This window comes from Mesorhizobium sp. M0011 (genome assembly GCF_040324155.1).
Lineage (GTDB): Bacteria > Pseudomonadota > Alphaproteobacteria > Rhizobiales > Rhizobiaceae > Mesorhizobium.
The window spans coordinates 281,562-300,695 of sequence record NZ_JAMYVQ010000001.1 but is presented as its reverse complement, the minus strand read 5'-3'; the positions used below and the strand labels follow the sequence as shown (position 1 = coordinate 300,695).

Below are 19,134 nucleotides of genomic sequence, written 5' to 3'. Positions count from 1 at the left end.
AAGCCAATATAGGAGGATGTGAGGCCGCGAACATCGGTGTGCGGCAATCGGATTGGGGAAATACCATGGCAATTGCAACTACGATGCGTCCGCTTGTTTCTCTGGCTCTGCCGCAAAATGGCGCGGCGCGGCTGGCAACGCAGCTTTTCCTGGCCATCGCCGGAACGCTTGTGCTGACCCTGTCGGCCAAGACCAAGGTTATGCTCGGGCCGGTCGACATTTCGATGCAGACGCTGGCCGTGCTGCTGATCGCCGCCGCCTTCGGCATGCGTCTCGGCGTCGCCACCCTGCTGCTCTACATGGCGGAGGGCGCCATGGGCTTCCCCGTCTTCCAGAGCACGCCTGAAAAGGGTCTCGGCATTGCTTACATGCTCGGCTCGACCGGGGGCTATCTCGCCGGCTTCGTGGTCATGGCGGCCATTGTCGGCTGGGCCGCGGATCGCGGCTGGGACCACCATCCGATCAAGCTTTTCAACGCCATGCTGGTTGCCGAAGTCGTCATGATGGCAATGGGCTTTGCCTGGCTGGCGCTGCTCATCGGTCCGGAAAAGTCGTGGCAGTTCGGCGTCGTGCCGTTCATCGTCGGCGACCTGATCAAGGTGGCTCTGGCGGCAAGCCTGGTGCCGGCCGTCTGGACGCTGCTCAAGCGCGGCTGAAGCGCGCGATCGAAGAAACGGCCAGGGGCAATCAAGCCACTGGCCGGAGCGGCGTGACTGGCCGATTTCCGGTCTGGTGTCCGCCAACCTCGATAGATTGTCGGTTATATCGCCCTAGACGCTGCGACATCTTCAGTAATGATCATCAAGCCGCTTTATTAGCCTAGGCTTTTCAATTCCCGAACTGTTGACCTAAGAAATAGATGCTTGCTGGCGCAGCCGCGCTGTCGTAGCTCTTGGTCTTCGACTGTATCGAATCGCCGGGGGGCGAGACGTCCGATTCGTTGTTGTGAGCGATTAGGTCAGATGCACTATCGCGCTGGTCTGTCGCCGACACGGCAGCTTCGGGGAAGGGGGGAAGACGTTGAATGTCGCAGCGTCGACTATTGTCGGAAGCCGGCACTTCCTGTTCAGGATTCGGTTTCAACTGCTTGGCGGACTGACATTCGCGATTTTTGCGCCGGCGATCATCCGGATTGTCTTCAATCCTGAATTTATCTATTCGGCCAATCTTCAGGTCACGGTGGCCGCTGCGGTCATCGCGCACCTTGTGGGCTTTTTGTCCTATCGCCGCATCGGAAATTTCCCGGGCGTGGCCGCGGCAAGTTACATCTTGCCGACATTTGCCCTGTCCTACGGGGCTGTTTTCCTGACCATCTTCTTTTTTCGGTTCGAGTACAGCCGGTTTCAGGCCGCTGCCAGTTTCACGCAGTCCACGCTCTGGTACTTCGGCCTGAGCCTGTTGACGCGGCGTCTCGATCCGTACCGGCTCGTGGTGATTCCCGGCGGAGATGTCGAGCGCCTCAAGACGTTACCGGGTGTGCATTGGTTTTGGATCAAGTCGACCAGTACGATAATCGAAAGAGCCAGCGGCGTGGTCGTTGATCTGCGTGCCGATCTTGGCGCGGAATGGGAACGGTACATCGCGGATCGGGCCCTTTCGGGAACGCCCGTATACCACGTCAAGCAGGTCAGCGAGTCGCTGACCGGTCGGGTCGAGATCGAGCACCTGTCGGAAAACACGCTTGGTTCGCTCAATCCGAACCAAGCCTATCTCAAGATCAAGCAGGCGGTCGACTGGGTCTCGGCACTTGTCTTGATTATCGTTTTTTCCCCGGTTCTGGCGTTGATAGCACTGCTGATCCGGCTGGATTCCGATGGTCCTGCGCTGTTTCGCCAGCAGCGCATGGGCTACCGGGGCAAGATCTGCACGGTCTACAAATTTCGCTCGATGCGCCAGCACTCTGGCGCCGGCAGCGACAAGGAGAGGGCGATCACCAGGCGCGATGATGATCGCATCACCCGAGTCGGGCGTTTCCTGCGAAAATCCAGGATCGACGAACTGCCGCAGGTCATCAACATCCTGCGTGGCGAAATGAGTTGGATCGGACCGCGACCGGAAGCTGTCGTGCTGTCACAGTGGTACGAGGCTGAGCTGCCATTCTATCGCTACAGGCATATCGTCAGGCCAGGCATAAGTGGGTGGGCACAAGTAAATCAGGGGCATGTGGCTGCCGTCGATGACGTTATGGAAAAATTGCACTATGATTTCTATTACATAAAAAACTTTTCGCCTTGGCTGGACGTTTTGATAACCCTCAAGGCAATGAAAACGATGCTTACCGGCTTTGGTGCGAGATAACCAATGCGAAGCATGGCTCTGGAATAGCAAGCGCAGGAAGCAGATGGATCTCGCCTCCAGGAAAATAGCGATCATCGGGCTTGGCTATGTCGGCCTGCCGCTGGCGGTCGCCTTCGGTGCCGGCAGGGATGTCGTCGGTTTCGACATCGACCAGTCGAGGGTGGACGCGCTGAGGCGTGGCGACGACCAAACGCTGGAAGCCAGCAGCGATGAGATCAGTGCTGCGTCGCGGCTGACATTCACCACCGACAAGGCCGATCTGCGCGATTGCGGGATTTTCATCGTCACGGTTCCGACGCCGATCGACAGGGCCAATCGTCCGGATCTGAAACCGCTGATCATGGCATCGACTTTGGTCGGTGAGGTCATATCGCCAGGCGCGGTGGTGATCTTCGAATCGACGGTCTACCCCGGCTGCACGGAAGAGGTGTGCGCGCCGCTGATCGAGAAACATTCGGGGCTGCGCTACAATGAGGGGTTCTTCCTCGGCTACAGTCCCGAGCGCATCAATCCGGGCGACCGCGAGCATCGGTTGCAAACGATCGTCAAGGTCACCAGCGGCTCGACGCCGGAAGCGGCCGAAGGTATCGATGCGCTCTATGCCTCGATCGTGCCGGCAGGCACACACCGTACCTCGAGCATTGCGGTCGCCGAAGCGGCCAAGGTCATCGAGAACACTCAGCGCGACCTCAACATCGCGCTGATGAACGAGCTGTCGCTTATCTTCGGCAAGCTCGGCATCGACACGTCCGAAGTGCTGGAAGCCGCCGGCACCAAATGGAATTTCCTGCGCTTCACGCCTGGTCTCGTCGGCGGCCACTGCATCGGCGTCGATCCCTACTATCTCACCCACAAGGCCCAGGAACTCGGCTATCATCCGGAGGTGATTCTTGCCGGCCGCCGTATCAATGACGGCATGGGTCAGCACGCGGCGGATCAGACGGCCCGCCTGATGATGCGCAAGGGAATACCTGTCGTTGGCAGCCGGATTCTGGTGATGGGCGCGGCCTTCAAGGAAAATTGTCCGGACCTGAGGAATTCCAAGGTCGCCGATATCCTTGCCCAACTGAAGGAATACAATGCCGGCATCGACATATGGGACCCCTGGGTCAACGCGCAGGAATGCGCGCGTGCCTTCGGCATAGCCAGCATGAAGGACATTCCCGATCAGCGCTATGACGGCGTTATCGTGGCCGTCGGCCACAGGCAGTTCCGCGCGCTGGGCGTCGACGGCCTGCAGGCGCTTTGCAAGACCCCGGGCGTCATCTACGACATCAAGGGTCTGTTCCCCAGGCATGTTACGGATGGGCGCTTCTGATGAGGGTTCTGGTCACCGGCGCGGCCGGCTTCATAGGGTATCACGTAGCGAAGCGGCTGCTGGAGCGCGGTGACGAGGTCGTCGGCATCGACAACGTCAACGACTACTACGATCCGCAGATCAAGGAGGCGAGGCTGCGGCTTCTGGACGAGGCGAGCCGCAAGACCAATGCCGGCTATCATTTCATCCGCGGCAATCTCGCCGACAAGAGCGTGGTCGACGCCTGCTTTGCCGACCATGCATTCGACCGGGTGATCCATCTCGCCGCCCAGGCCGGGGTTCGCTACAGCCTGGAAAACCCGCATGCCTATGTCGAAAGCAACATCATCGCCTACACCAACATGCTGGAGGCCTGCCGCAACAGCGCCGTCGCGCACCTGACCTATGCCAGCACCTCGAGTGTCTACGGCGCCAACACCGACATGCCGTTTTCCGAACATCGTCCGGCCGACCATCCGCTGCAGTTCTACGCCGCGACCAAGCGCGCCAACGAGCTGATGGCGCACAGCTACAGCCATCTGTTCCGATTGCCGACGACCGGGCTTCGCTTCTTCACCGTCTATGGTCCCTGGGGTCGCCCGGACATGGCGCTGTTCCTGTTCACCAGGAACATCCTGGCCGGTGAGCCGGTCAAGCTGTTCAACAACGGCAACCACACGCGCGACTTCACCTATGTCGATGACATCGCCGAAGGCGTGATCCGCGCCAGCGACAGCCCGCCCACGGGCAACGCCGCCTGGGACTCCAGCCGTCCCGATCCGGCCACGAGCAGCGCCCCCTGGCGCATCTTCAACATCGGCAACAACAACCCGGTGAAGCTGACCGCCTATGTCGAGGCGCTGGAAAACGCACTGGGCCGCAAAGCCATCGTCGAACTTTTGCCGCTGCAGCCCGGCGACGTGCCCGATACCTTCGCCGACACCTCGGCGCTGGAGCAGGCGGTCGGCTACCGCCCGACGACGACAGTGACCGAAGGGGTGGGGCGGTTCGTCGACTGGTACCAGGCGTATTTCGGGCGGGGATAAAGCTTCGACATCAAGCTGAGGCGCCGGCCACTCCTCCCAAGCTGGTAGAGTAAACCCGCCGCTCCATTTTCGAAGCGACGGGCTCTCGCCCACCCCATACCAGTCAATGCAATTTAGATGCCAACTGTTTTGACCCGCTATGGGGCAAAGCCGTCGCCAACCTACCCAGCCGTAGGCGGCAGCACTGGCCCAGTAGTGTTCCACCGGATGAACTCGACTTCCTTCCCGGTGACTTCCCGCACCGCCTTTAACAGTACCTCATGCAAGACGCGCGTCTGCCTGTAGTGATCGCAATGCGGAGATATGAACGGCTTGACGATGCTTAGGTGCAGCGCTTCTGCTGCCATCAGAAAGCGCTCGATTTCAGCCTTCGATAATTGCTTTGACGGCTTTGACCTAGCCATTGCTACCCCCTAAACCGCTCTGTGTACCAGGTGATCTTCCCCCCGACCTTTATCGGCTTGTGAACCACTAGGCGCTTTGGCAAATGCTCAGGATGCACCTCTAGAAGAGTGATCTTGATCTGTGGCTTGCATCGGCTGCAATCGAATTTCAGCGAGAGCGGATCGACGCCGCCCCCGTAGACCATCATCAAATCGACCGATCGGCAGTAGCGAACATTGCCGCAACTGCACTCTGCTTTCACAAGCATATTGTGCCGGGTCGCTTTGCCCAGCGTGTCGATCGGATCATGCGCCATAGCCCTAAAAGAGGAACATATTCCTCTTTGGTCAAGGGGCTCTTGACTCTCTTGTTCCTATTTTGTTCACTGACAGGCAGGAAAGTCACAGGAGGCGGGCTATGAAGCTTCGCTTGGAGATAACGGGCGCTTCGCCCGATGAGCAGCAACGCGGCATTGAAGCTGCGCGGGCGGTCTTTGCCGCTGCGGGAATATCAGCCGAGCAGGCAGCCGATGGAATGTTCGCGCTAGAGGGCTGGGACGATGCCAACTTTCAGGACGATGAAGCACCGACGGAAGACGAGGATGCAGCAGCATCAATCTGGATGGATGCCAACAAGGCTGCCGTCGCGGCGTGCTGCGCCAATTGGCCTGCCGATGCGGTGCCTGAGAACTTTCTCTTCCTTGAATTGGTAGAGTGAGCATGTGCGGACGCTACACGAGATATCTGACCTGGTCGGAAATCCACCGGCTATATCGACTGACGGCGCCCGCAGAAACCGGTCGCAATGATGCCCCTCGCTACAACATCGCCCCGACTGAGGAAGTCCCATTCGTCACCGCCGGCGAGAACGGCAACCACAAGCTCCGCGAGGGTCGCTGGTGGCTAGTTCCTTTCTGGGCGAAGGAGATGCCCAAGGCGGCGATGTTCAACGCCAGGATCGAAGGCATAGACACTGCGCCGGCCTTCCGCGATGCCTTCAAGTCGAAGCGCTGTCTGATCCCCGCCGACGGCTTCTACGAATGGACCATCTCTCCAGCAGATGGCAAAAAAGACCCTTGGCACATCTACTTGCCCGATCACGCGCCGTTCTCGTTTGCCGGCCTGTGGGCCTACAATTCCAACCTCGAAATCACCAGTTGCACCATCATCACCGAGCCGGCCGGCGAGCCGATGAAGAACTTGCACGATCGGCAGCCGGTCATCCTCGACCAAGCCTACTATGACGCGTGGCTGGATCCGGCGACGCCCAAGGACGACTTGAAAGACATTCTCAGCCACGACATCGACGGTCAACTGCAGTTCAATCGCGTCGGTCGCGACGTCAACTCGACGCTAATCAACAAGCAGCCCAATGACCATCCCTCCTTGGTCGGGCCTATCAATCCTCTCTAACTATGCTGATTTGCGGCCCTTCGCCTTTGGCCGGTCTTGGTTGATGCCTTCGTTGGCGAGGCTCTTTCGAAGAACCGAGGCCAGATCGACCACGTTCTCCTTAGGTTTCGGCGCCGGTTTAGGGGGCTTTTTGCCCTTGCGCTTGGCGTCGATCATGGCAATCAACGCATCCTCGTAGGTGTCCTCGAATTTCGAAGGATCGAACTTCGTCACCTTCTTGTCGATAAGGAGCCCCGCGATTTCGAGCAAATCCGCATCGTATTTCGGGCTCTTCACATCGTCGAAGACGGTGTCTTCCGACGTCATCTCATTGTGGGTGCGCAACTCGGTCAGCAGCATCCCTTTTTCAAACGGCTGTATCAACACTTCCCGCCCGCGCTGATAGAGTACGACGCAGGAGCGTGCCGCGACGCGCTTCTTCGCCATCGCATCGCGCAGGACGGCAAAGGCCTCCAGGGAGGCGCCGTCTGCCGGGATCAAGTAGTATGGTTTTTCCAGATAACGTGTGTCGATCTCGGCAACCGGAACGAAGGAATCGACGTCAAGTGTATGCTGCGACGTAAGCTTCAGTTTCTTTAACTCGTCCGGCTCGACGTGGATGAAATCATCCTTGTCCGCCTCATACCCTTTGATCTGATCCTCGGCTTCGACAACGTCGCCAGTCTCTTCATCGACATAGGCGCTTTTGACGGGTAAACCGTCCTTGCGGTTCAAAATCTTGAAGTGGATCTTGGATGCCTCGCTTGTGGCACCCACTATCTTCACCCCGCATGACACGGAACCGACCCTCAGAAAGCCCTTCCAGACCGCGCGTGGCGCCACCATGCCGTTTCTCCTAGACGTGCCGATGTTCCGCACAACGCCAGGCACACGGTTCTGTTCCGCAGGGGGAGCCCTCGTCGCCAGCGTTAGTCATTCCTCCTCTCGGTAATCGAGCAGCTTCGCATGGCGTAGCCTTTCCTCGCCCTTCAGGAACCTGACGCGGCCGACGAGACCAGGCTTCAGCCATTCGGCCTTTTCCTTCTTTAGACCCATCGGAACTGGTCCCCCGACCTTCCCTTGAACACGATCCCATAGTTGCCGACGCTTGTCGGCTTTAAAGGCAACGAACGCGCCGCCGGCATATTGGCCCTTGTCGGCCATGAGCACCATTGCGGGCTTTCCGGCCTCGCGCTGCACGCCAATGATGTCCATTTCCTTTTCGGCATAGCACTTGATCTTGCGCCAGTTCATCGTCGGCCCGCTACGGTAGATGCTGTCCTTGCGCTTCGAGACCATGCCCTCGAGCCCCGCCTTGTCGACCAGGTGATAAACCGCGTCGCCGGTGCCGGGCATGGCTTTGCTGACCTGAATGCGGCCGACGGCTGGAATCAGTGCCTGCAGGATTTCGCGGCGGTCTTCCACCGGCATGTTGCGCAAATCATGTCCGTTCAGGTGCAGGAGATCGAACGCCACCAAATACAAGTCGCGCGACGGCTTACGGCGGGTGACGGCTGATTGCAGGGCGTGGAAGTCGGACAGGCCGGCCTCGTTGACGGTGATTGCCTCGCCGTCGATGATGAAACTTTCCGCCTCGATCGCCTCCGCCTCTCCGGCAAGTTCGATATAGCGGCCGGTCCAATCGTATCCGTTCTTGGTGAACAGCCGGATCCCGTTTTCATCCTTAATAATCTGGGTCCGATACCCGTCGAATTTGATCTCATGAAGCCATTCGTCGCCTTGCGGTGGCCTGTCGACCAGCTCGGGCTCCATTGGCTTGATGAACTTCAGAGGCATGCGCTGACTCGCATAGTGCGATTCAATTAGCGCGCGCTAAAATGGTTCCGGAACATTTTAGACGAATTGAATGTTTGATAGCTGTGACGAAACTATCCGACCTTGGCCCGCCGATTCCCGGCAAGCAGCACGACGGCGAGCCTGCCGACGATCAAGAGAATTTCATGATTTGCCCGGTATGCGGCCAGCGGCTCGACATGCGTGACTTCCGCCAGGTCGCTTGGCACGATCAGCCCCAACATGAGCCGTTGGAACTGGAGCTCTATGTCACGAGCCGGAATGGGTAGCGATTGCGGACGTGGTCGTTGAAATATCGGCCCTTGGCAAAGGCAGCTTTGAACGCGGTGAAGGTCTCAACCGGTACGTCCAAAAACTCATAGTGCTTCCCGCTGGCTACAAACCAGACCGAGAGAATCCTGGTGTTCGGCTCATAGTCGAACTTGCGTATCGAGGTCGACGGCATGCTGCACCAGTTTGCCGGGCCGAATTCAGCGTGACGCGATATGGGCCGCATTCTAACTAGCCCCATCGTTTTCGGTTCCGGGACAACAAGAAACCCCGCCACCTTTCGGGAGCGGCGGGCCTGGGGGCGATTGAGTTTTGGGTATTTTTGGGTATCTTTTTGGGTATGGCTCTGAAGGTAGGTTCCTTGCAAATTACCCCCGAAATCCTTGCCTTGGTCTCGGAGATCGAAGAATTCAAAGGGACTTGGCGAGCGCTGGGAGCGCTCGCGCCACAGCGCCTATCGGCTCTGCGCCGCGTTGCGACCATCGAGAGCATTGGCTCTTCTACCCGTATCGAAGGAAGCAGGCTCACTGACGGCGAAGTAGAGCGGCTGCTCGCCAACCTCGACATCAAATTCTTTGAATCCCGAGACGAGCAGGAAGTCGCCGGATATGCACAGGTCATAGAAATGATCTTCGCGCATTTCGATGCGATTGATCTGACCGAAAACCACCTGACACAACTACACCGTGACCTGCTGGCGTTCAGCAACAAGGACGAGCGCCATCGCGGCGCATATAAGACACTCGCCAACAATGTCAGTGCGTTCGATGCCGAGGGGAAAGAGATTGGCGTCATCTTCGAAACGGCGACGCGCTTCGATACACCCAAGCGGATGAAGGAGCTTGTCGAGTGGACTCGCAACACACTCAGCGAGCAAAGCCTGCACCCTCTGCTCGTCGTTGCAATCTTCACGGTGGTGTTTCTGGAGATACACCCATTCCAGGACGGGAACGGACGGCTGTCGCGCGTTCTGACGACGCTCCTGCTGATGCGCAACGGATATGCGTATGTGCCTTACTCTTCCCTCGAAAGCGTGATTGAGAACAGCAAGGGAGGCTACTATCTGGCGCTACGCCAGACTCAGAAGACGATCCGCAGCCCGAACCCCAATTGGCAGCCATGGGCTGTGTATTTCCTGCGCGCTCTTCAACAGCAAAAGCGGCGGCTTGAGAAAAAAATCGAGCGGGAACGCCTTGTGCTCGGCACTTTGCCCGAACTCTCTTTTCAGATTGTTGAAGCCATCAAGGACCGCGGGCGCATAACCATCAGCGAGATCGTCAACCTGACAGGCGCAAACCGAAACACCGTCAAAAAACACCTAGCCGCTCTGGTGGAAGCGAACCATCTGGCTCAACATGGAACCGGCAAGGGAACTTGGTACGGCCGAAATAAGCGGTAAAGGCTCTAAGTCTGCGGCACAAATCCATGGCTGAGCGGTGAAACCGGGCTGCGTTTCGTCAGTGTCGGCGTGGGACGGACGATCGAGTGTCTGTTGTACTTCGTGGCGATGGCTGCATTCTTTCTGAGCGTCACCCGCCTGCGCCCAGATCAGGTCTACGGTCTTCTGCCCTTCTTTTTGATGGGTGTCATCTGTAACGGATTGGCTGCGGCGATCCAGTATTCGCTCTCCGACACGGTTGCCATACAGGGTTTGCTGCCGTTCACGATCAATGCGGGACTGTTTGCCAACCAAAACCATTTTTCAGCTTTGCTCTTCGTCTCCATCCCCTTCGTCGTCTACTACGGCCTGTTTCGCGGGCACCTTCTGTCCGGGTCGCTCGGTTTGATAACGCTGCTGCTGCTGCTTCTGGCCGCCGGTTCGCGCGCCGGTATTCTGATAGGGCTGGCGATCACAATAATATCGGTTGTCTTTCTGTCCGCGCGCTCGAGGCTGGGCGGGTATGGAATACCCGCTGTCTTCATCGGGCTTTCGCTTTACACGATCGGGGCGTGGACGAAGATCGATGCGGAAGTGGTTGACCCGGCCTTTGGACGGGCCGAATTTGCCCGCACGACGATCGCGGGAATTGAAGAGAACTGGGCGACGGGCGTCGGCTTTGGGAGTTTTCCGAAAGTCTACCAGATTTACGAAAAGGGAGAGATGATCTTCAAGCCCTATGTCAATCACGCCCACAATGATTATCTGGAACTGGCACTTGAAGGTGGCGCGCCTGTTGTCTTTCTGGTCGCGGCCTACTCGGTATTGCTTTTTGCGTTTTCCCTTGCGGCACGGCGAGATCCGCTGCAGAAAATGGCATTTCTCTCAGTATCGTTTCTGCTCGTTCATTCCCTGGTCGATTATCCCATGCGAACGGCGGCGCTTGCGATGACTTTCGCCTATATGAATGGCATCATCTTTCACAAGGGATTCGCTGGGCGGTTAAGCCAGAGAGGCGAGTCGACCGAGGCCCATGATGACAATCTGCTTGTTCCCGTCAGGCCGGCCTTGGCAAGACGATAGCAATGCGTCGCCTGGAATTGGCCATGGATTGGCGCTGGACCGTGACCCGGTCGTTTGCCGAACGCCGAGATTGACAAGCCATTGCATGGAACCTAAGCACGGGCGGCTAGGGCCGGGGGGTTCAGGCATGTCAAGGAGAGCTTCTTGAAAGGAATTATCCTTGCTGGAGGCAGTGGAACGCGTCTTTATCCACTAACATTAGCAGTCTCTAAGCAAATTCTGCCGATATACGACAAGCCGATGATCTATTATCCGCTGAGCGTTCTGATGCTCGCGGGTATCCGTGAAATTCTGATCATTTCGACGCCGCGTGACCTGCCGATTTTTCGCGATCTGCTTGGCGATGGATCGGAGTTCGGCCTCGACCTGTCCTATGCCGAGCAACCGCAGCCCAACGGGCTGGCGGAAGCCTTCATCATCGGCCGCAATTTCATCGGCAAGGACAACGTGTCGATGATCCTCGGCGACAATATCTATTTCGGCGATGGGCTGTCGCAGCTTTGCCGCGACGCTGCCTCGCGCGAAAAGGGCGCTTCAGTGTTCGCCTATCATGTCGAGGATCCCCAGCGTTATGGCGTGGTTTCCTTCGACAAGGCCACGGGAACGGCGCTGACGATCGAGGAAAAGCCGCAGGCGCCGAAATCCAACTGGGCGGTCACCGGTCTCTACTTCTATGACAACGACGTCGTCGACATCGCCCCTGCCATCCGTCCCTCGGCGCGCGGCGAGCTCGAGATCACTGCGGTCAACAATGTCTATCTCGAGCGCGGCCAGTTGCATGTGCATCGGTTGGGGCGCGGCTTTGCCTGGCTCGACACCGGCACGCATGACAGCCTGCATGAGGCCTCGTCATTCGTGCGCACCATCGAGCACCGCCAGGGCATCAAGGTCGCCTGTCCCGAAGAGATCGCCTTTGAACAGGGTTGGCTGACAGTGGACCAGGTTCTGCGTCGCGCCGACCACCTGGGCAAGAATGAATATGCCGCCTATCTGCGCCGGCGTGTCGTCGACCTGTCGGAGGGCTAGGCGTTGGAGGTCAGGCCCCTTGGCATCGATGGCGTGCTGGAAATCGTTCCGAAGCGACATGGCGACGCGCGCGGCTTCTTCGTGGAAACCTACAATGCCGAGCGCTTTTCGCAGGCCGGCATAGACCTGGCTTTCGTGCAGGACAATCATTCCTATTCCGCCGCGGCGGGCGTCTTGCGAGGGCTTCATTATCAGCTTGCGCCGCGCGCGCAGGACAAGCTGCTGCGCGTCATCCGGGGCAGCATTCTCGATGTGGCCGTCGACATTCGCCGCGGTTCGAAGACCTTCGGAAAATGGGTCGCTCTCGAAGTATCGGCCGAGAAGGGCAACCAGATTCTGGTGCCGAAAGGCTTCGCGCACGGCTTCGTGACGCTCGTGCCCGACACCGAGGTCCTGTATAAGGTGACCGACACCTATTCGCAGGCGCATGATCGGTCGGTCCGTTTTGACGATCCCGACATCGGCATCGAATGGCCGTCATTGACCGGCGGGTTCCAACTCTCGGACAAGGACCTCAAGGCGCCGCTACTGGCTGCCGCCGAGGTGTTCGCCTGATGGGTTACGTGAGGACAGCGGCATGAATTTTCTGGTGACGGGCGGTGCTGGCTTTATCGGTTCCGCGGTGTGCCGGCATCTATGCGCCAACCCGGCCTATCGGGTGACCAATCTCGACAAGCTTACCTATGCGGGAAACCTGGCCTCGCTGCGGCCGATCGAGAATGCACACAATTATCGCTTCGCGCAGGCCGACATCTGCGACGAAAGGGCCGTGCTCGACATCCTCCAGCGCGACGATATCGACATCGTCATGAACCTTGCCGCCGAGAGCCATGTCGACCGCTCGATCGATGGGCCGGGCACCTTTATCGAGACCAACATCGTTGGCACCTACAAGATGCTCAATGCCGCGCTGGAATACTGGCGCGGCCTGCCCGAAGACAGGAAGAGCCATTTCCGCTTCCATCATGTCTCGACCGATGAGGTGTTCGGCGATCTTCCCTTCGATGGCGGCATGTTCGTCGAGGAAACGCCCTACGCCCCATCCTCGCCCTATTCCGCCTCCAAGGCGGCCTCGGACCATCTGGTGCGGGCCTGGCACGAAACCTATGGCCTGCCGGTCGTGCTTTCCAATTGCTCGAACAATTACGGGCCCTATCACTTTCCCGAAAAGCTGATCCCGCTGGTCATCCTCAATGCGCTCGATGAAAAGCCGCTGCCGGTCTATGGCGCCGGCGCCAATGTGCGCGACTGGCTGTTCGTCGAGGATCACGCGCGCGCGCTGGAACTTGTCGCGACCAGGGGACTGCCGGGCGAAAGCTACAATGTCGGCGGCAATTCCGAGCGGACGAACCTTGGCGTCGTCGAAACGATTTGCGATCTCCTCGACAGCAGGCGGCCGCGGGCAGGGGGCAAGAGTTATCGCGACCTGATTTCCTTCGTCACCGACCGCCCCGGTCACGATCGCCGCTATGCCATCGACGCCTCGAAGATAGGCCGGGACCTGGGCTGGGCGCCCAATGAGAATTTCGACAGCGGCCTCGCCAAGACCGTCGACTGGTTTCTCGACAACACATGGTGGTGGGGACCGATCCGCGAGCAGCGCTATGCCGGTGAACGGCTGGGCGAAGCGCGCCAGGGGGCGGCGTGAGGCTGGTTGTCACCGGACGCGATGGGCAGGTCGCGGCAAGCCTTCTGGAGGCCGGCCGGCGAAGCGCCGGCGTGGAGGTCGTTGCCATTGGCCGCCCGCAACTCGACCTCGCAAGACCCGACACCGTGATCGAAGTGATCGCGGCCGCGAAGCCTGATCTCGTCGTGTCGGCTGCCGCCTACACGGCGGTGGATCAGGCCGAGGACGAGCCCGATCTGGCATTCGCGGTGAACGCCGTCGGCGCCGGCAAGGTGGCGCAAGCCGCGGCCCGCCTGGGCGTTCCCGTCATCCATCTTTCGACGGACTACGTCTTCGACGGCACCGCCCCTGGCGCCTATGTCGAGACCGACGCCACCGCCCCGCGCAGCGTCTATGGCGCCTCCAAGCTTGCCGGCGAGCAGGCGGTTGCATCGGCCAATCCGCGCCATCTGATCCTGCGCACGGCATGGGTCTACAGCCCGTTCGGCAAGAATTTCGTCAAGACCATGCTGCGGCTGGCCGCCGACCGCGACGAGATCGCGGTGGTGGCGGACCAGTGGGGAAATCCAACATCGGCACTTGATATCGCCGACGCGATCCTGCATGCGGCGGCACAACTGCATGGAAACAGGGATTCCGCCGCGTTCGGCATCTATCATCTGGCCGGCACGGGCGAGACCAACTGGAGCGGCTTTGCCCGCCACATCCTCGACACAAGCCGCGTGTTGGGTGGTCCCTGGGCGCGGGTACGGGACATTGCTACGATGGACTACCCAACCAAGGCGCGCCGCCCCGCCAATTCCCGGCTGTCGAGCGCGAAATTCGCGGCGGCGTTCGGCTGGAATGCACCGGACTGGCGGCAATCGACGGAAGCGGTGGTGCACCGGCTTCTCGAGGGTGAGACGAAACAGGCATTGACGGCATGAACAAGCACTCGTCACCCGAGACCGTGCGCGATGGGATGCCTGCTGGCAAGGCACGCGCCAAAGCGAAAACGGCACGGCCTGCAAAGCAGGACGTTTCACTTCGTGACCTGTACGACGCGCATCGCGGCAAAGTGTCGGATAAATGGTCGATCTATCTCAGCACCTATGACCATATTTTTTCAGAGTATCGAGACAGGCCGGTTCGAATCCTGGAAATCGGAGTTCAGAATGGCGGATCCCTGGAGATATGGCAGAAATATTTCCCCAATGCTGAAATAATCGTTGGCTGTGACGTCAATCTGGCTTGCGGAAATCTCGTTTTCGACAGCCGGAAGATAAAGATCTCCGTAGGTGACGCCAATACTGATGAAACGGAGCGCGACATCATCTCGATGTCGGAAAAATATGATATTATAATTGATGACGGATCGCACCTATCCTCGGATATAATACGCTCGTTCGCGCGATATTTCCCCCACCTTTCCGAAGGGGGCATGTACATCGCCGAAGATCTGCATTGCAGTTACTGGCAGGAGTTCGAGGGCGGTCTCTACGATCCGCTTTCCTCAATCTCGTTTTTCAAACGCCTGCTTGACGTAGTCAACCATGAGCATTGGGGACTGGATCGTCGTCGGGTCGATGCCTTGGCCACTTTCGCCGACAGGCACAAAGTCACATTCGATGAGGCTTCTCTCGCGTCGGTTCATTCCGTCGAGTTCTTGAACTCGCTTTGCATTGTAACGAAGCTGCCTATTCCGGAAAACGTCCTCGGCGCGCGCAACGTGCACGGGCAGGTCGCGCTCGCCGACGGGAGCGTGGTTCCTCTCGACGACACGAAGAGCAAGGCGATCGATCAAACCGGAAATCCATGGTCGTTGAAGTCAACAACCATGGAGGAGGAGATCGAAACCAACAGGAAGTTGTTGGGGCATCACGGGACACGCATCGAGGCTTTCTCCAGCGAGATAGCTGAAATGCGTGAACAGATCCGGACCCACAAAGACGAGATCTCAAGCACAAGGGCACAAGTCAGCGCGAGAGACGAAGAGATCGCTCGAGAACGGGCACAGATCATTGCGAGAGACAAAGAGATCGAACTCTTGCAAGAAAATTTGTCGATGGCGCACAGGGCGACGAGTGCGCTGCTTGCGGATCGCGACGAGGCGCGATCCGAGGAAATCCGGTTGCATGAGGTTCTCGATGCCGTTTATGCCAGCACATCCTGGCGAGTGACCAAGCCTCTGCGGGGGATTGGGAGCCGCGTCCGCGCTATCGGCGATGTTCGCATACGGGTCCGCCGCTTGGCGATTCGGGGTGCCTACGGTTGTTGGCACAATCTGCCGCTCTCCATCGACCTCAAGCGAAAATTGAAGAGAGCGGCGTTTTCGACCTTTCCTTCGCTGTTTGGCGTTACGAATGCCTACCGCGCCTGGAGAAGCATGGAGGCACCCCAAGCGCCTGTGGGCAGCAACGAGATGGTCTTGCGCGGGGCGCTGGTCAGTTCCGGCCCGATCTTCTCGCCCGAACCAGTCTATGTGCCGCTTCTCGATGCGCCGCCGTTGCTCCAGAAGCCGGTGCGCGTCATCGCGTTCTACCTGCCGCAATTCCACCCGATCCCCGAAAACGATGAATGGTGGGGACAGGACTTCACCGAATGGTCTAATGTCCGGCCCGCTGAGCCGCAATTTATCGGTCACCACCAGCCGCACGTGCCGGATACGCTCGGCTACTACGACTTGCGCGATACTGCTGTGCAGCATCGCCAGATCGAAATGGCAAGGCTCTATGGAGTGGAAGGCTTCTGCTTCTATTTTTATTGGTTCGGCGGCAAGAGGCTCCTGGAAAAGCCGCTCGAAAACTGGCTCGAGGATAAGCGCCTCGACATGCCATTCTGCGTCTGCTGGGCCAACGAGAATTGGTCGCGCCGCTGGGACGGAATGGACCAGGAGATCCTGATCGCTCAGGATCACTCCCCCCAGGATGATCTCGCGTTCATCGCCGAGGTCGCGCCCTATCTTCGTGACCCTCGCTACATCCGCATCAATGGCAAGCCGCTGTTGCTCGTCTATCGGCCAAGCCTGCTCCCGGCGGCGGCTGAGACAGCGCGGCGCTGGCGGACTTGGTGCCGGGAGAACGGCATCGGCGAGATTTTCCTGGCCTACACCCAGTCCTTCGAATCTGTGCCCCCCCATCGCTACGGGTTCGATGCCGCCGTGGAATTTCCGCCAAACAATTCCGCGCCGCCAAATGTCACGCATACAGTGACGCCGCTGCATGAGGATTTTGCCACGACCGTCTATGACTGGTCGGTATTCCCACAACGCAGCGAAACCTATTCATCCCGCAAATACAAGCTCTTCCGTTCGGTTTGCCCGGGCTGGGACAATACCGCACGCCGCAAGCGCGGCGGCACGGTGTTCATCAACAACACCCCCGAGCTGTATCGCAGATGGCTGGACAATGCCATTGAGGACACCTTGGCCCATATTAGCGAGCCATCCGAGCGGGTGGTTTTCGTCAATGCCTGGAACGAGTGGGCGGAAGGCGCTCACCTGGAGCCCGATAGCGTTAACGGCCACGCCTATCTGCAAGCGACCCGCGACGCTTTGGAGGCGGCGAAGGGGAAGTCCAAGGCCAGGATTGCAATCGTTTCCCACGACGCCCACCCGCATGGGGCGCAATTGCTGGCTCTCAATCTGGCCAAGGGATTCAAGCAGCTTGGTTTTGAGCCCGATCTCATCGTGCTGGGCGACGGGCCGCTGCTCGGCCGTTTCGCCCACGCCGCGACCGTGCACAGGATCGACTTGCCTGAACAAGGCGATGCCGATGTGTTGAAACGTCTGGCCACCATTAGAAACAACGGTGCCGAGGTCGCCGTCGTGAATACCACCGTATCCGGAAAGCTCATCCCGCTGCTGAAGCAGGCAGGGTTCCGCACCGTTTGCCTCGTCCATGAACTGCCCGGAATATTGGCGTCCTACGGTCTTGCTGACGCAGCCGCAGCCATTGTTGAGAACGCTGAAACGGTCGTTTTCCCAGCCGAGATCGTCAAAGCCGGATTCGAAGAGTTTGTTGGCCAACCGGTCAGCCAGTCGGTAGTCAGGCCGCAAGGACTCTATCTGCGTACGCCCTATCTCGCCGATGATCGCCGACAGGTCCGCGAGGCGGTTCGCGCAAGATTAGGGCTTTCGACAAACGCGAGCATCATCCTGTGCGCGGGCTATGCCGACCATCGCAAGGGCCTCGATCTTTTCCTTGATGCTTGCCTCAAGGTTGTGGCATCCAGGCCGGATGCGGTTGCAGTCTGGGTCGGTCATGTCGATACTGTCTTTCACGCCAAGCAAATGCGGCGGGTGAAGGAAGCGGGACTTGAGGGCAGCTTCGTCTTTGTCGGATTGGTGGAAAATCCGCAGGAATACTATTTCGCCGCTGATATCTACGCCTTGACCTCGCGTGAAGATCCATTCCCTTCGGTGGTGCTTGAGGCGCTGGATGCCACAGTGCCGGTCGTTGCCTTTGAGGGCGCTGGTGGCTTCCAGGATCTGCTGAAGCGGGATTGCGGAATCCTCGTGCAGGCATTCGACACCGATGCGATGGCCGAGGTCATTGGCAATCTGCTCGACAATCCAAGTGAAGCCCGGCGTCTCGCCAGCGTTGGCCGCGATATCGTCCGCCAGGAGTTCAGCTTCAGCCAATACCTGCATGATCTGCTGATTTACGCCGAAAAGCCATTGCCGCGGGTGTCGGTCATCGTGCCTAACTACAACTACGCCCGATACCTGGGCGCACGTCTAGGCTCCATTGTCGATCAGACGATAAAGCCCTACGAGTTGATCGTGCTTGACGATGCTTCGACCGATGATAGCGTCGAAGTCATCGAGAAATTTCTGGCCGGTTGCGACATTCCATACCGGCTGGTGGCCAATGCGCAGAATTCAGGATCGGTATTCCGCCAATGGATGCGGGGGGTCGAAATGGCGCGCGGCGATTATGTCTGGATCGCCGAAGCCGACGACCTCGCCGATCCCGATTTTCTGGCCGAGCTTCTGCCCGCCTTCGAACGCGAGGAGGTGGTGATGAGCTATTGCCAGTCGCGACAGATGGACGGCGCCGGCCGGGTCTTGTCCGAACACTATCTCGACTATGTGTCGGACATCGACCGGTCTCGCTGGACGAAACCCTACGTCGTGGACGGCCGCCGGGAAATCGCCGAGGCACTTTACCTCAAGAACACCATTCCGAACGTCAGCGGCGTCTTGTTTCGAAGGGAGGCGCTCAGGAATGCGATGGCCAAACACAGCGAAGAGATCATGTCGTTGCGCAACGCCGGGGATTGGGTGACATATTTGCGTCTGCTCGAAAATGGTTCGATCGCTTTTTCCCCGCGTTCGCTCAATTCACACCGCCGGCATCAGTCGAGCGTAACCATAGGAAATTTCGATCTCAGGCACCTACAGGAGATCAGGCAGGTACAGGCCGATACAATCCGCAGCCACGATCTTGGACCTGCCGCGCTCGAACGAGCGAGCATCTACAGCCGTGAACTCAGTGAACGATTTGGTATTCCAATTCAAGAATGACGACGCTGGTGAC

The 19,134-nt window shown here is 58.8% G+C and carries 18 protein-coding genes; 13 read left to right on the top strand and 5 right to left on the bottom strand.

The features are described 5' to 3' along the window. The first annotated feature begins 65 nt into the window (after positions 1-65). The 4 genes from NKK51_RS01410 to NKK51_RS01395 all read left to right on the top strand — a co-directional run bounded on the left by NKK51_RS01410 (position 66) and on the right by NKK51_RS01395 (position 4,641). Complete coding sequence (locus tag NKK51_RS01410) at positions 66-656, top strand: biotin transporter BioY (protein WP_352550769.1); 591 nt, start codon at positions 66-68, stop codon at positions 654-656. A gap of 364 nt (positions 657-1,020) precedes the next feature. Then, positions 1,021-2,298: a sugar transferase gene (locus NKK51_RS01405; protein ID WP_352550767.1), complete on the top strand. Its 1,278-nt coding sequence runs from the start codon at positions 1,021-1,023 to the stop codon at positions 2,296-2,298. A 43-nt stretch (positions 2,299-2,341) separates the two neighbouring features. Beyond that, a complete protein-coding gene (locus NKK51_RS01400) occupies positions 2,342-3,616 on the top strand; it encodes a nucleotide sugar dehydrogenase (protein ID WP_352550765.1) in 1,275 nt (424 codons plus the stop codon). Beyond that, positions 3,616-4,641, top strand: coding sequence for an NAD-dependent epimerase (locus NKK51_RS01395; RefSeq protein ID WP_352550763.1), 1,026 nt, complete (start codon positions 3,616-3,618; stop codon positions 4,639-4,641). The genes NKK51_RS01400 and NKK51_RS01395 overlap by 1 nt, the downstream gene beginning before the upstream one ends. A 161-nt stretch (positions 4,642-4,802) precedes the next feature. Here NKK51_RS01395 and NKK51_RS01390 read toward each other — a convergent pair whose 3' ends face one another. Continuing rightward, on the bottom strand, positions 4,803-5,045 hold the full coding sequence (locus NKK51_RS01390) for a hypothetical protein (RefSeq protein WP_352550762.1): 243 nt from the start codon (positions 5,043-5,045) through the stop codon (positions 4,803-4,805). Between the two features lie 397 nt (positions 5,046-5,442). Here NKK51_RS01390 and NKK51_RS01385 point away from each other — a divergent pair, with 397 nt between their 5' ends. Both NKK51_RS01385 and NKK51_RS01380 read left to right on the top strand, forming a co-directional pair. After that, a complete protein-coding gene (locus tag NKK51_RS01385) occupies positions 5,443-5,742 on the top strand; it encodes a hypothetical protein (RefSeq protein WP_128305896.1) in 300 nt (99 codons plus the stop codon). A 2-nt stretch (positions 5,743-5,744) separates the two neighbouring features. Beyond that, positions 5,745-6,437, top strand: coding sequence for an SOS response-associated peptidase (locus tag NKK51_RS01380; protein WP_128305897.1), 693 nt, complete (start codon positions 5,745-5,747; stop codon positions 6,435-6,437). On the opposite strand, the gene ku is transcribed toward NKK51_RS01380, so the two are convergent. The 4 genes from ku to NKK51_RS01360 all read right to left on the bottom strand — a co-directional run bounded on the left by ku (position 6,438) and on the right by NKK51_RS01360 (position 8,676). Then, positions 6,438-7,262 (bottom strand): non-homologous end joining protein Ku, encoded by an 825-nt coding sequence (gene ku / locus NKK51_RS01375; protein ID WP_352550759.1) that lies wholly within the window; start codon positions 7,260-7,262, stop codon positions 6,438-6,440. 87 nt (positions 7,263-7,349) lie between these two features. After that, entirely contained in the window at positions 7,350-8,213 is an 864-nt protein-coding gene (locus NKK51_RS01370; RefSeq protein WP_352550757.1) for an ATP-dependent DNA ligase, read from the bottom strand. A gap of 92 nt (positions 8,214-8,305) precedes the next feature. After that, the gene (locus NKK51_RS01365) at positions 8,306-8,440 is read right to left on the bottom strand and encodes a hypothetical protein (protein ID WP_352550755.1); all 135 of its coding nucleotides are present in this window, start codon (positions 8,438-8,440) and stop codon (positions 8,306-8,308) included. A gap of 35 nt (positions 8,441-8,475) precedes the next feature. Next, the gene (locus NKK51_RS01360) at positions 8,476-8,676 is read right to left on the bottom strand and encodes a KTSC domain-containing protein (protein WP_352550980.1); all 201 of its coding nucleotides are present in this window, start codon (positions 8,674-8,676) and stop codon (positions 8,476-8,478) included. Positions 8,677-8,862: 186 nt separating this feature from the next. On the opposite strand from NKK51_RS01360, the gene NKK51_RS01355 reads away from it, so the two are divergent. The 7 genes from NKK51_RS01355 (at position 8,863) to NKK51_RS01325 (ending at position 19,121) form a co-directional block, all read left to right on the top strand. Further along, the gene (locus NKK51_RS01355) at positions 8,863-9,900 is read left to right on the top strand and encodes a Fic family protein (RefSeq protein ID WP_352550754.1); all 1,038 of its coding nucleotides are present in this window, start codon (positions 8,863-8,865) and stop codon (positions 9,898-9,900) included. Positions 9,901-10,002: 102 nt separating this feature from the next. Next, the gene (locus tag NKK51_RS01350) at positions 10,003-10,962 is read left to right on the top strand and encodes an O-antigen ligase family protein (protein ID WP_352550978.1); all 960 of its coding nucleotides are present in this window, start codon (positions 10,003-10,005) and stop codon (positions 10,960-10,962) included. A gap of 144 nt (positions 10,963-11,106) precedes the next feature. Further along, the gene (gene rfbA / locus NKK51_RS01345) at positions 11,107-11,988 is read left to right on the top strand and encodes a glucose-1-phosphate thymidylyltransferase RfbA (protein WP_127295711.1); all 882 of its coding nucleotides are present in this window, start codon (positions 11,107-11,109) and stop codon (positions 11,986-11,988) included. 3 nt (positions 11,989-11,991) lie between these two features. Continuing rightward, on the top strand, positions 11,992-12,543 hold the full coding sequence (rfbC, locus tag NKK51_RS01340; protein WP_352550752.1) for a dTDP-4-dehydrorhamnose 3,5-epimerase: 552 nt from the start codon (positions 11,992-11,994) through the stop codon (positions 12,541-12,543). Positions 12,544-12,565: 22 nt separating this feature from the next. Then, positions 12,566-13,636 (top strand): dTDP-glucose 4,6-dehydratase, encoded by a 1,071-nt coding sequence (rfbB, locus tag NKK51_RS01335; RefSeq protein WP_352550751.1) that lies wholly within the window; start codon positions 12,566-12,568, stop codon positions 13,634-13,636. Beyond that, the gene (gene rfbD / locus NKK51_RS01330; RefSeq protein ID WP_352550749.1) at positions 13,633-14,541 is read left to right on the top strand and encodes a dTDP-4-dehydrorhamnose reductase; all 909 of its coding nucleotides are present in this window, start codon (positions 13,633-13,635) and stop codon (positions 14,539-14,541) included. The genes rfbB and rfbD overlap by 4 nt, the downstream gene beginning before the upstream one ends. Further along, positions 14,538-19,121 carry a glycoside hydrolase family 99-like domain-containing protein gene (locus tag NKK51_RS01325; RefSeq protein ID WP_352550747.1) on the top strand — a complete coding sequence of 1,528 codons (4,584 nt, stop codon included), beginning with the start codon at positions 14,538-14,540 and terminating at the stop codon, positions 19,119-19,121. The genes rfbD and NKK51_RS01325 overlap by 4 nt, the downstream gene beginning before the upstream one ends. The last annotated feature ends 13 nt before the right edge of the window (positions 19,122-19,134 follow it).

Coding starts and splice junctions, on each gene's coding strand:
- NKK51_RS01325 (WP_352550747.1), top strand. CDS start 14,538: ATGAACAAGCACTCGTCACCCGAGACCGTGCGCGATGGGATGCCTGCT.
- NKK51_RS01400 (WP_352550765.1), top strand. CDS start 2,342: ATGGATCTCGCCTCCAGGAAAATAGCGATCATCGGGCTTGGCTATGTC.
- rfbB (WP_352550751.1), top strand. CDS start 12,566: ATGAATTTTCTGGTGACGGGCGGTGCTGGCTTTATCGGTTCCGCGGTG.
- NKK51_RS01390 (WP_352550762.1), bottom strand. CDS start 5,045: ATGGCTAGGTCAAAGCCGTCAAAGCAATTATCGAAGGCTGAAATCGAG.
- NKK51_RS01380 (WP_128305897.1), top strand. CDS start 5,745: ATGTGCGGACGCTACACGAGATATCTGACCTGGTCGGAAATCCACCGG.
- NKK51_RS01410 (WP_352550769.1), top strand. CDS start 66: ATGGCAATTGCAACTACGATGCGTCCGCTTGTTTCTCTGGCTCTGCCG.
- NKK51_RS01360 (WP_352550980.1), bottom strand. CDS start 8,676: ATGCCGTCGACCTCGATACGCAAGTTCGACTATGAGCCGAACACCAGG.
- NKK51_RS01395 (WP_352550763.1), top strand. CDS start 3,616: ATGAGGGTTCTGGTCACCGGCGCGGCCGGCTTCATAGGGTATCACGTA.
- NKK51_RS01385 (WP_128305896.1), top strand. CDS start 5,443: ATGAAGCTTCGCTTGGAGATAACGGGCGCTTCGCCCGATGAGCAGCAA.
- ku (WP_352550759.1), bottom strand. CDS start 7,262: ATGGTGGCGCCACGCGCGGTCTGGAAGGGCTTTCTGAGGGTCGGTTCC.
- NKK51_RS01370 (WP_352550757.1), bottom strand. CDS start 8,213: ATGCCTCTGAAGTTCATCAAGCCAATGGAGCCCGAGCTGGTCGACAGG.